Here is an 11,752-nt window from a genome sequence, read left to right as displayed (position 1 = left end):
ATCTGCATCGATATCAACCGCGCTCGGTAAGGCAGCAGCGTCAATGGGCCCGCATGGTACGGATGACCGATATTCTCCGGGACCCGGCCCGGGCATCCAACGGGACGACAGCCGGTGTCATACCGCTGCATGCCGCCCATTCCACAGCGATGGGCCATATGGTAAAGAGCCTTTCCTAACCCTCGCTGGAAGGTCTGTTTTCGCCAGAAAGCAGACCTTCCGGCGAGGCCACCAAGCGGAGCGCGGTAGGAGATTCACGGTGTACAATAAGAGAGGGCCGGAAACTGCCGTCTTTCAGGCTTACCGAGAAAAACTTGACGCAGACAATGAGGAGAATAGGTTTGACTGTCACATCATTGATTGATAATCTGAAGCATAAAGGTTGTTCTTTCTAAAAAAAGGGGAAGCATAGTATATGAGTCGATCTGCAAAAAAGGATAAATTACTTTTAACAGCTGAAAGACTGTTCTACGAGTATGGATTTCGCGGAGTTGGTCTGAAGCAAATCATCAGTGAGGCAGATATTGCCACGATGACGCTGTATAATCATTTTTCTTCCAAAGATAATCTCGTGGAAGAAGTATTGAGGCAGCGGGAGGAACGTTATTGGTCCTACCTGGATTCCTATGTGGAAGTGAATTCAGAGTCCCCGTTCATTTCCGCCGTGGAAGCTCACGGCCGCTGGCTGAAGGAGCAGTCCTACAAAGGCGATATGTTCCTGCGGGCGATTGAGGACTACGCGGGAATGGATAATGAAATTGAAAACATTGCAAGGGGACACAAATTTAAGCTGCTTCGGTATTTTCAGCAGCTGGCTGAAGAGAAAGGGAAAAATAACGAACGCGATTTAGCAAATCAACTGACACTGCTTCTCGAAGGGACAACTTCCATGACAACGTTGATAGGTGCAGAAAAAGCGACAGAGTACTCCATTTCTATGGCAGAAACACTGCTGGTCCAGCATACATCGTAAGACAGTTGTGTGTTGTGCTTTGCAGCAGAGTGTGAAAGCGGATTCGAAAAATGTTCTTTAAAACGGACATGCAAAGATAAATAAGACCCGGACGATTCTTATGGGAAGGTGCTTTACCTGGTGCTGCCGACTTCCTGGATGAATCGTCCGGGTCTATTTGTTTGCGGTTTTCTCAAGAAAAAGCATCGGAAGTAATTACGCCGGGGGATCCATGCAGCGGGGTTCGCTCGTAACGGCTTCTGTTCCGCATGTAAACCGCATGACTTGGCATGTATCTGCGCTTTGTCGGCTTGTATCTTTACATTCGGAAAGTATTAATCTTCATTTGGCATGTAAATGGCCGTCTTCGGCAGGTAAACGCAGAAGTTTGGCTGGTACGCACCGGACGAGCCTCTGTCAAAAAAGGCGTACCAATAAAAAATACGCATGAAGGAACGATAAACCGTTCTTTCATACGTATTTTTCCTACAGGGAGTATGTTTGTCCATCATCCGGTACAGCAAGGCGGGAAGCAAAGCTCTTTTCTTCGGCGTAGTCTTTCAGCTCCTGTCTCGACAGGGTCCAGTGATTGACAGCTTCCATGTGGACGGAAATGATATAGGCGGCAGGCGCAGCCTGGTGTACCTCATAAATGTCTTCTTTGCCCATCACTAGCGACCCGCCTTCATTAAACTGGTTGTCGCCGCCGTTGACTACAATGACGTCCGGCTGATGCGTGTCGATTTCTTCTTTGACGTACTCGTTGTAGACGGTATCCCCGGCGATGTACAGTGTTTTTTCATCCGGATGGTTGAAAACGACACCGGATACAGGGCCGGCTATGTCTACGATGTCCCCGCGTCCGTGTTCTCCTTCGGTTTTCGCGAGCTGGATTTCTTCAAAGGAAGAATTCTTCTGCAGTACGTGAACGTGGGTGAACCCTTCATGACGGATATGTTCCGCGTCTTCTTCGTTCTGGGCGAAGAGCGGAATGTCCTTAGGCAGCGCATCGACAGCCGCCTGATCCCAGTGGTCGGGATGGAGGTGTGTTACGATAACAACATCGACATCGATGACATTTTCCACCGAAACAGGCAGCTCCACTAAAGGATTATTCTGGTCTTCGCGCGGTGCGTTTTGAAAGGCAGGCTGCGCCCCTTTTTCGGACAAAAATGGATCGATAAGAAACGACTTGCCCGCATAGTCGATGTGCAGTGTTGCGTTTCGAATAAGTTGTATGTTCATGACTAAAGGCCTCCTTTTATTCAATCTGGATTTATTATAAGGGATAAGGATGGGCTGTATACATAGAACGAATCAAGTATGACAACGGATGCACTTGAAAATGTAAAGAAAGAAGGAGGAGAAATAGTGGACCGCACGGATCATCATATAGTGAATGAATTGTCTCAAAACAGCCGGATGACGATGAAAGAACTTGGAGAAAAGGTTCATTTGACCGGTCAGGCAGCGTCGGACAGGGTGGCGAAACTTGAGGAAAACGGGGTAATCGAAGGATATTCCGTGAAGGTGAATGATGCCAAAATGGGGTATCCTGTCCACGTTTTCCTGCATATTATCATCCACACAGCTCATAAGCCGTATCTTTCTTTCATTCAGACACAGGACCCTTATATTATTAATAACTATAGAATAAGTGGTGACGGCTGTTACCTGCTTGAATGTAAGTTTCCATCACACGAGCATGTGGATACATTTCTGGAAAGCCTGCAGGAACACGCCAATTACAAGTTATCGATCGTTGTCAGCAAGTAACAACAATGAAAAGGGTAGTTCCTGAAGGGGCAGGAGCTGCACGTTTGGAAAAAAGAAGACCCATTTTAGTAAAAATAATTAAAATTTTACTTGAAATTTTACCTGGTGAACCCGTAAGATGAAAGAAAGGAAAAGGGAGAGGAAGAAACGGTATGCAGGTAAACGATTTGAAGAAAGCGTTCACACAAAAGTTTGGAGACAAGGACATACAATTGTTTTTTGCGCCGGGCCGCATTAATCTGATCGGGGAGCACACGGATTATAACGGCGGGTATGTTTTTCCATGTGCGATTACGAAAGGAACCTATGCGCTTGCTGCCGGACGCAGCGACCGGAAGGTACGGCTCTATTCTGAGAATATGCCTGAAAGCGGCATAATTGAGATGAGCCTGGACAGTCTGGAATATGAAGAAGACGATGGCTGGGCGAATTACCCGAAAGGCATGATGTATAAGCTGCTCGAAGCGGGCTGGGACATTTCAGGCGGTATCGATGTGCTGTATTACGGGAATATACCAAACGGGGCAGGATTGTCATCTTCGGCTTCCATTGAACTTGTAACCGGGGTGATGCTGGAATATCTGTTCAATCTTGAGATAGACCGGGTTGAACTCGTGAAACTCGGACAGAAAGTAGAGAATGAATTTATCGGGGTGAATAGCGGTATTATGGACCAGTTTGCGATTGGGATGGGGAAAGCCGATCACGGCATCCTGCTCGACTGCCAGACTCTTCTCTATGAATACGCCCCTCTTCATTTAAAAAATTATACACTGATGATTATGAATACAAACAAAGAACGCACCCTGGCCTCCTCAAAATACAATGACCGGCGCAGGGAGTGCGAGTCGGCGCTTGAAAATCTGAAACAATATGCTGATATCGAAGCTCTCGGTTCGCTGGAGCCGAATGAGTTTGAAGAATGGAAGAGGCATATTAAAGGTGAAGCAGAGATCCGGCGCGCCCGCCATGCCGTGTACGAAAACCACCGTACGAAAAAATCGTTAAAGAGACTGAAAGACGGTGATCTGGACGGATTTGGAGAATTGATGAATGCTTCCCACGTATCACTTCGGGATGATTACGAGGTGACAGGCGCGGAACTGGATACGCTCGTGGAAGCAGCATGGGAACAGGATGGTGTGATCGGGGCCCGGATGACAGGAGCAGGCTTTGGAGGATGTGCCATCGCGCTGGTGGAAACGAAAAAAGCAGATATATTCCGGGATCATGTCGCAAAGCAGTATGAAGCCGTTATCGGATACGCCCCCGCTATTTATGAAGCAAAGGCAGGCGACGGCGCTAAACGATTACAGGGAGAGGTAGTGATACAATGAGTATTCTTGTTGCCGGAGGTGCGGGATATATAGGATCGCACGCTGTCCATCAGCTGCTTGATCAGGGAAAGCAGCCGGTCGTTATTGATAATCTCGGGACCGGCCACAAAGAAGCACTGCCCAAAGGTGCTGTGTTTTATGAAGGAGATATCCGGGACAGAGAATTCATGCGAAGCGTGTTCCGGCGTAAAAAAATCAAACAGGTGCTTATGTTTGCCGCGCACTCCACTGTTGGAGAATCTATGGAAAAACCCCTTGCTTACTACGATAACAATATGTTCGGCACTCAGGTTCTGCTTGAAATCATGGCTGAATTCGGTGTCCGTGACATCGTATTTTCGTCCACGGCCGCTGTGTACGGAGAACCCGGCGAAGTGCCGGTTACTGAAGAGGCGCCGACCCGCCCGCAGAATCCATACGGGGAAACGAAACTTGGGATGGAGAAGATGATCAAATGGGCAGGTGCGGCCCACGGCATCCGTTATATTTCCCTGCGTTATTTCAATGTCGCCGGGGCGCGGCAGAGCGGCAGGGTCGGGGAAGACCACAGGCCGGAAACCCATCTTGTACCGATTATTTTGCAGACAGCACTTGGTCAGCGGGAGTCGGTTACTATTTTCGGTGATGATTACCCCACAAGGGATGGCACATGCATCCGTGATTACGTGCACGTGGAAGATTTGATCAGCGCCCATCTGCAGGCTCTCGAGCATCTGAAAAAAGGCGGGGAGAGCGATGTATTCAATCTTGGAAGCAGTGAAGGATTTTCGGTCAAGGAAATGATTGAAGCAGCAGAAAAGATTACCGGCGGAAGCATCCCGGTACAGAACGGAGAACGACGAGCCGGCGATCCGTCCCGTCTGATTGCTTCGTCGGAAAAAGCACGAAGCATTCTCGGCTGGAACCCGGTGCGTACAAAACTGGAAACTGTGATCCGGGATGCCTGGAACTGGCACCGCAAAAATCCAAACGGATATGGAGGACATTCATGATGACTGTAGAAAAAGTATGTGCATGGGTCGAATCTCTTGTCCACCAGGCCGGAAACCTCGGATTGATCGCCTCGGAAGATACGGTATACTGCCGGAATCAGCTGCTTTTGAAGCTCGGCATTGATGATTTTTGTCCGGATGAATCGCAGCGGCTGGACGAAGACATTCCGGGTATTCTTGAAAAAATCAGTGATGCAGCCGAAACTCTTGGCGTTACCGGTTCCATGACAGAAGAAAAAGAACAGCTGCAGGCGTCTTTAATGAACGTATTTATCCCGCTTCCATCCATTGTGAATGAACGGTTTTATGCGAAATACGAAAAAGATCCGAAAGAAGCGACCGATTATTTTTACAACCTGAGCCGGTCCTCAAACTATATCCAGACGAAACGGATCGCAAGAAATGTCCACTACGAGGTAGAATCGGAGTACGGCACGCTTGATATTACGATCAACCTGTCGAAGCCCGAAAAAGATCCGAAAGAGATTGAAAAAGAGAGAGAGCTGAAAAAAGAAGCTTCTTACCCTCTCTGTGTACTCTGCATGGAAAATGAGGGATACGGCGGCAGGATTGGACACCCTCCGCGTTCCAACCACCGGCTCATCCGTGTGCCGCTGGAGGGAGAACGCTGGTATCTTCAATATTCTCCTTATGTCTATTATCCGGAACACTGTATTCTATTATCTGAGGAACACCGGGATATGGTTATCGGGACACAGACGTTTCAGCGGCTGCTTTCCTTTGTCAGCAGGTTCCCGCATTATTTCATGGGTTCCAATGCAGATATTCCGATTGTCGGCGGTTCCATTTTGTCCCATGATCATTATCAAGGCGGACGTTATGACTTTGCGCTTGCCGAAGCCCCCGATGATGAATCATTTCCGCTGGATGCGCATCCGGACGTCCAGGCTTCGATTGTCCAGTGGCCGATGACGGTGCTGCGGCTGAGGTCGGATAACCCGGCATCGTTAGTGAGCGCTTCGAGTCACATTCTGGATGTGTGGACATCGTATAATGATCCTGGGCGTAAGATATTATCCCATACCGGCGAAACGCCGCATAACACCATCACCCCGATTGCCCGGCGGAGGGGAAGAGCGTTTGAGATGGATCTTGTTCTACGGAACAACCGGACGGATGAAGAGCATCCGATGGGCATTTTCCACCCACATGAAGATGTGCACCACATCAAAAAGGAAAACATCGGTCTGATTGAAGTGATGGGGCTCGCGGTACTGCCAAAACGTCTGGCGGGTGATCTGAAAGAAGTGGAAGAGTACCTTCTAGGCAGGAAGGAAACGGTCGCAGAAGAACACCAGGCCTGGGCCGAGGAGATGAAAGCGGCGCATAAGCCGGTGGAAGACGAAGCGGAAGCGGCGGATATCGTGGAAAAAGAAACAGGCAGGAAATTTCTGCGGGTGCTGGAGGATGCCGGAGTGTTCAAACGTACGGAAGACGGGAAACAAGGTATTCATGCATTGCTGCAGACGATTAATGATACGAAATAGCAGGAGGGAAATCGAAGATGATTAAAGAAGAAACCATTGATCACTGGGACGGGGAAGCGCTGATTCAGATCACTCTTGAGAACGAACAGGGAATGCGTGCCGATGTGCTGAATTTTGGCTGCAGGCTCCGCGGACTGTACGTTCCGGACAAAGACGGCCGGCTTGAAAATGTTGTCCTCGCCTACAACGACCCGGCCGATTACCGGACGGACAGCGTGTTCCTTGGTGCTGTGGTTGGACGCGTGGCAGGAAGAATACCGTACGGCCGCCTGCAGCTTGGAGATGAAATCCACCATTTGTCCCTGAATGAAGGAGATCATCATCTTCATGGTGGTTCCACCGGATTCAGCCACCGCTTCTGGAATTATGAGGTGAAAAGCGATGGCGGGGAGCCTTCTGTTTCGTTTACGCTTCAGAGTGTAGACGGAGAGGAAGGCTATCCCGGCAGAGTGGAGGTGACGGTAACGTATACCCTGGACCGGGAAGGGAACCTTACGATCGAATACGAAGCCATTCCGGAGAGGACGACGTGGATCAGTCTCACGAACCACGCGTATTTTAATTTAAGTGGAGACAAAAAACGCGGACTCGCGGCTCATACGCTTCAGGCGCCGGTGGAATTTGTGTTTGAACTTGATGATAAATTGATTCCAACAGGCACGCTCGTTCCGGCAGAGGGAACGCCGTTTGATGTCAGAGAGGAGACCAGTCTCGCCGAAGTTCTCGGTGCGGATCACCCGCAGATCGATACAGGAGGCGGTGGCTTTGATCATTTTTTTGTATTTGATCAAGACAGCGGGCGCTCTGTTTACCTGGAAGAAGAAGAGAGTGGACGTACGATGAAAGTGGATACAACAGAGCCTGGAGCCGTTATTTATACCGGTAATAAGCTCAGCAGCACCCTCGAACTGGAACAGGGAGATGGAGAACCGTACGCAGGAATCTGTATTGAAACCCAGCGCCTGCCGGAAGCGTTCCGGGAACTTGGCCGGCCGACTTGTCTCGTGCAGGCGGGAGAAACCTATAAAGCGGTCACCACCTTTTCGTTCGCCATATAGTGAAAAAGGAGATTCATAGACATGGCCACCATCAAGGATATTGCAGAAAAAGCCGGGGTTTCCCTCGCGACGGTGTCACGGGTGCTGAATTACGATGAATCATTGTCAGTGACAGAATCGACGAAAAAAAAGATTTTTGAAGCAGCAGAAGAGCTGGACTATAAAAAAGGAAAGCGAAAAGCGCCCGCTTCTGCTTCTGTCGCGGTCGTGCACTGGTACACAGAACAAGAAGAACTGGAAGACCTTTATTACATGTCCATCCGGCTTGGGGTGGAAGAACGTTGTCAAACGCAGGGTATTCAGTTCGTGAAGTATGTCTATGACGACTTTATCCGGCAGAAACCAGGTGGAACCGACGGTATTATCGCGGTTGGGAAATTCAGCACAGAACAGGCGGAGGCGCTGACAGATGTCAGTCCTGTTATTGTGTTTGTCGATTCTTCTCCGGACAGCGAGTGGTATGATGCTGTGACGGTGAACTTTGAAAAGGCAGCGAAAAAGGGACTGCAGCATTTTCTGAACGAAGGCAGCCGGCGGATTGGTTACATCGGCGGGCGCGAAACGTACCGTCTTGCATCCGAACCGATTGAAGACGCCAGGGAAACGACGTTTCAATCCTTTTTGAAGGAGCGGGGTTTGTATGATCCAGCGTTGTTTTATGTCGGCAGCTTCACCGTCGGATCCGGGCGGGAACTGATGGAAAGCATGCTCGAAGAACATCGGGACAATCTGCCGGATGCCGTGTTCAGCGCCAATGACACGATGGCGGTCGGGTGCCTGCAGGTGCTTCATGAAAACGGTGTGCAGGTCCCGGAGGAGATCAGTCTGATCAGTGTGAACGACGTCAGTATTTCCAAATACATGTATCCCCCGCTCAGCACCGTGAAAGTATACACGGAAAAAATGGGGGAAAGCGCGGTTGACCTGATCCAGGAACAACTCTGCGGAGAGCGGACCGTCGCCAAGAAAGTAGAGATTGCCACCACCCTGACACTCCGCGGGACCAGCCGCTGACCCTGACCGCAGGGAAATTTACAGTCATTCTGTATATAAAAATGTCCACTAAAATGATTTAGTGGACATTTTTTCGGTAGAAAGCGTCTCAACATGTCTCTCATGTTTGTATTATGGACAAATTGGACGCTGGAATGGTTCTAATAAGGAAATACCAGACACTTTGTGAGGGAAAATGGCTGTAAAACACGTCCGGCGTCTGGTATGGAATACAGCGTTTCTACATGTTTTTCACCTGTTCGAACTCATCCATTACCTCTTTTGATGGTTTGGAGCCAAGCAGACTGATCACGACAATCGCAAGGGAAGCAAGCAGAAAGCCGGGAACCAGTTCATACAGATCGGAGCCGGTGAATCCCCAGAGAAGGACGGTTCCGCCGCCCAGTATAATCGAGGTGACGACTGCCGGCATGGTGGTGCGTTTCCAGAATAGGGAGAAAAGCAGTCCCGGTCCGAACGCCGCTCCGAATCCGGCCCACGCATACGACACCAGTTCCAGCACGGTGCTGTTTTCATTAAAGGCCAGAATAAAGGCAATCAACAGGATAAGAAAGACAGCGGTCCGGCTCGCCCATACGAGTTCTTTCTGGGAGGCGTCTTTACGGATAAACACCCGGTAAAAATCTTCAATCAGCGCGCTGGACGAAACGAGCAGCTGTGAATCGATGGTGCTCATAATCGCAGACAGCACTGCAGCCAGAAGCATTCCGGCAATCCATGGATTAAATGTCATTTGAACAAGCTCAATGAATACCTGTTCCGGGTCATTTAACGGGTTCTCCGGTCCAAAATAGGCAATGCCGACCGTCCCCACAAGAAGGGAGCCGTAAAGCGGCAGTACGAGACCGCATATAATGGCAATCAGTCTCGATTTTGGAATGTCTTTTACGCTCCGGATAGCCATGAAACGCATCAGAATGTGAGGCTGCCCGAAATAGCCCAGGCCCCAGGCAAGGGAAGAGATAATAGCAATAAAGGATATGGAGCCGGTGGACTCCCAGAATATATTATCAGGAAAACTGAACTGTACCGTTTCACCGATAGAAAGAAGCGACGGATTAATCTGTCCGAGCCTGGCCAGTATTTCGCCGAAACCTCCCATCTGCTGGATGGCAATAATCGGTGTGATGAGAAGCGCAAGGAACATGAGAAATCCTTGAATAAAATCTGTCCAGCTCACGGCAATAAAGCCGCCGAGAAAGGTATAGCCAAAAATAATGAGCGCTCCGATGGTGAGGGCGGTCGTATAATCAAAACCAAATGTCGTTTCAAACAGCTTACCGCCGGCAACGAGCCCCGAAGAAGTATAGAACATGAAGAAAATCACAATAAAGACAGCCGAGACCATGCGGACAAGGTGGGACTGGTCGCGGAAACGGTTCTCGAAAAATTCCGATATGGTAATGGAATCGCCTGCGGTGTATGTATAATTCCGGAGGCGTTTGGCGACGTAATGCCAGTTGAACGCAGCACCGACAGCAAGACCAATGGCCAGAAATAAGCTTCCTTCACTCATACCGGAGGCATACGCTACGCCGGGCAGGCCGAGCAGAAGCCACCCGCTGAAGTCACTGGCCTGTGCCGAAAATGCTGTCACCCAGCTGTTTAATTTCCGGCCGCCGAGAACATAGTCCGACATCGAATGCGTCATCCGGTATGTAATGACACCAACCGTAAGCAATAATAAAAGGTATAAGCCAAACGTGACATAAACAGGACTCATGATTTATTCCCTCCATTCTCTTTCACGTAAGATAGAATGGCCCAGATGACAAGCAGAGGCATCGGGAAAAAGATCCAGAACCATGTCCAGAACGTAAAAGTTTCCATTTTGCATTCCTCCTTTGATTTGAACCGCTTCAGCGTGTGTTCCATCGTAAAGAAATCGTATGAGAACGTCAATATAAGGATAGATTATGGTATTTGCACGAAGGATATGTATTCGCTACACTTAAATGAAGAAAGACAGGAAAGGAGCAGGTGGTGTGACGATGGAATATGTGTACGGCAATACGCCGGGTTTTCTACATAGCAAAAAAGTGAACGATGCAGAAGAAGTCGATGCTGTTATTTATGGAGTTCCATGGGAAGGCGGCGTGACATGGGGCGATTATACGAGCTGTGAACTCGGACCGAAATCGATGCGGCTCGCGTCCGGCAGGTACTCTGGTTTTCTCCCGGAACTTGATTTTATTGACGTATTTGATCATCTGTCGCTCGGGGATATCGGGGATGTCACGATCAACTGGAACGATTCAGAAGAAACGATGGGACGGATCACCGATTTCACGCGGAATCACTTGTGGAACAAAGATGTTTTTCCAATCGGACTCGGCGGCGATCACAGCATTACGTATCCGATCATTAAAGGACTCGTAGAAGAACAGGGCAAAAAAGTCGGTATCATTCATCTGGATGCACATTATGACAATATGCCCGCACACGGCAATGAGAAATACGCGCGCAACACACCGTTTGCCCGTCTTTATGAGCTGGAAGGCGTCCGTAACGAGAGCTTGATTCATTCCGGTATTCACGGGCCGCGCAACAAACCCGAAGCCGGGCGCTACGCCAAAGACGCCGGTGCCGTGACGATCACGACCCGTGATATCCGTGAAGCCGGCAGTATTTACGAAATGGCCGATGAGATTTACAGGCAGGCTTCCACCGATGTCGATGTCGTGTATCTCACTATCTGCAGCGATGTGCTCGACTTCGCGTTCAACCCGGGCGGACCGCCGGATGCGAACGGCCTGACCTCGTATGAACTACTGACGCTTATTCATGAATTCGGGAAAAAAGGTCTCGCCGGCATGGACTTTGTGGAAGTCTATCCGGAAACGGACGTGAACCGTTTCTCCGCGCACACAGCTTCCAACATTATTCTCTATGTGCTGGCAGGAGAAGCCAAACGAAGACAGGAACAGCGTAAATAAAAGTCTCTGGAAGAAAATCTTTAAAAGAAGCGAAGAATGCCGGACGATTCTTAAGTGAATCGTCCGGCATTCTTCGTTCCTGGAGCACGGCTTGCGGCTGTGATACTACCGGATCAGCTGCTCGTTGAAGCCGACGGACCTTGGCCGTTCCATCCCCGTTTGCCGGAATCGAAACCGCA

General features: G+C 49.5%; 10 protein-coding genes. 8 read left to right on the top strand and 2 right to left on the bottom strand.

The genetic code is table 11. From position 1 onward, the window contains the following. Window positions 1-415 precede the first annotated feature (415 nt). A complete protein-coding gene (locus BM058_RS07550; protein WP_090926420.1) occupies window positions 416-973 on the top strand; it encodes a TetR/AcrR family transcriptional regulator in 558 nt (185 codons plus the stop codon). Between the two features lie 465 nt (window positions 974-1,438). Here BM058_RS07550 and BM058_RS07545 read toward each other — a convergent pair whose 3' ends face one another. Continuing rightward, window positions 1,439-2,197 (bottom strand): MBL fold metallo-hydrolase, encoded by a 759-nt coding sequence (locus tag BM058_RS07545; RefSeq protein ID WP_090926419.1) that lies wholly within the window; start codon window positions 2,195-2,197, stop codon window positions 1,439-1,441. 123 nt (window positions 2,198-2,320) lie between these two features. On the opposite strand from BM058_RS07545, the gene BM058_RS07540 reads away from it, so the two are divergent. From BM058_RS07540 to BM058_RS07515, 6 genes are all read left to right on the top strand, one after another. Further along, the gene (locus BM058_RS07540) at window positions 2,321-2,728 is read left to right on the top strand and encodes an Lrp/AsnC family transcriptional regulator (RefSeq protein ID WP_090926428.1); all 408 of its coding nucleotides are present in this window, start codon (window positions 2,321-2,323) and stop codon (window positions 2,726-2,728) included. A gap of 152 nt (window positions 2,729-2,880) precedes the next feature. Beyond that, a complete protein-coding gene (locus BM058_RS07535) occupies window positions 2,881-4,065 on the top strand; it encodes a galactokinase (protein WP_090926418.1) in 1,185 nt (394 codons plus the stop codon). Continuing rightward, window positions 4,062-5,057, top strand: coding sequence for a UDP-glucose 4-epimerase GalE (galE, locus tag BM058_RS07530; protein WP_090926417.1), 996 nt, complete (start codon window positions 4,062-4,064; stop codon window positions 5,055-5,057). The genes BM058_RS07535 and galE overlap by 4 nt, the downstream gene beginning before the upstream one ends. Continuing rightward, window positions 5,057-6,565 (top strand): UDP-glucose--hexose-1-phosphate uridylyltransferase, encoded by a 1,509-nt coding sequence (gene galT / locus BM058_RS07525; RefSeq protein ID WP_177195466.1) that lies wholly within the window; start codon window positions 5,057-5,059, stop codon window positions 6,563-6,565. The genes galE and galT overlap by 1 nt, the downstream gene beginning before the upstream one ends. Before the next feature lie 17 nt (window positions 6,566-6,582). Further along, window positions 6,583-7,623: an aldose epimerase family protein gene (locus BM058_RS07520; protein WP_090926415.1), complete on the top strand. Its 1,041-nt coding sequence runs from the start codon at window positions 6,583-6,585 to the stop codon at window positions 7,621-7,623. Between the two features lie 21 nt (window positions 7,624-7,644). Next, on the top strand, window positions 7,645-8,637 hold the full coding sequence (locus BM058_RS07515; RefSeq protein WP_090926414.1) for a LacI family DNA-binding transcriptional regulator: 993 nt from the start codon (window positions 7,645-7,647) through the stop codon (window positions 8,635-8,637). Window positions 8,638-8,857: 220 nt separating this feature from the next. On the opposite strand, the gene putP is transcribed toward BM058_RS07515, so the two are convergent. Next, complete coding sequence (gene putP / locus BM058_RS07510) at window positions 8,858-10,360, bottom strand: sodium/proline symporter PutP (protein ID WP_090926413.1); 1,503 nt, start codon at window positions 10,358-10,360, stop codon at window positions 8,858-8,860. Window positions 10,361-10,628: 268 nt separating this feature from the next. Between putP and BM058_RS07505 the strand changes: the two genes are divergently transcribed. Then, entirely contained in the window at window positions 10,629-11,573 is a 945-nt protein-coding gene (locus tag BM058_RS07505) for an agmatinase family protein (protein ID WP_090926412.1), read from the top strand. Window positions 11,574-11,752: the final 179 nt, after the last annotated feature.

It is taken from the genome of Salibacterium qingdaonense (genome assembly GCF_900114715.1).
GTDB lineage: Bacteria > Bacillota > Bacilli > Bacillales > Marinococcaceae > Salibacterium > Salibacterium qingdaonense.
The sequence above is the reverse complement of the archived record's forward strand: the minus strand, read 5'-3'. Positions and strand labels throughout refer to the sequence as shown.

What these genes read in the sequence shown, in the direction of transcription:
- BM058_RS07550 (WP_090926420.1), top strand. Translation starts at nt 416, where the DNA reads ATGAGTCGATCTGCAAAAAAGGATAAATTACTTTTAACAGCTGAAAGA.
- BM058_RS07535 (WP_090926418.1), top strand. Translation starts at nt 2,881, where the DNA reads ATGCAGGTAAACGATTTGAAGAAAGCGTTCACACAAAAGTTTGGAGAC.
- BM058_RS07520 (WP_090926415.1), top strand. Translation starts at nt 6,583, where the DNA reads ATGATTAAAGAAGAAACCATTGATCACTGGGACGGGGAAGCGCTGATT.
- putP (WP_090926413.1), bottom strand. Translation starts at nt 10,360, where the DNA reads ATGAGTCCTGTTTATGTCACGTTTGGCTTATACCTTTTATTATTGCTT.
- BM058_RS07515 (WP_090926414.1), top strand. Translation starts at nt 7,645, where the DNA reads ATGGCCACCATCAAGGATATTGCAGAAAAAGCCGGGGTTTCCCTCGCG.
- galT (WP_177195466.1), top strand. Translation starts at nt 5,057, where the DNA reads ATGACTGTAGAAAAAGTATGTGCATGGGTCGAATCTCTTGTCCACCAG.
- BM058_RS07505 (WP_090926412.1), top strand. Translation starts at nt 10,629, where the DNA reads ATGGAATATGTGTACGGCAATACGCCGGGTTTTCTACATAGCAAAAAA.
- galE (WP_090926417.1), top strand. Translation starts at nt 4,062, where the DNA reads ATGAGTATTCTTGTTGCCGGAGGTGCGGGATATATAGGATCGCACGCT.
- BM058_RS07545 (WP_090926419.1), bottom strand. Translation starts at nt 2,197, where the DNA reads ATGAACATACAACTTATTCGAAACGCAACACTGCACATCGACTATGCG.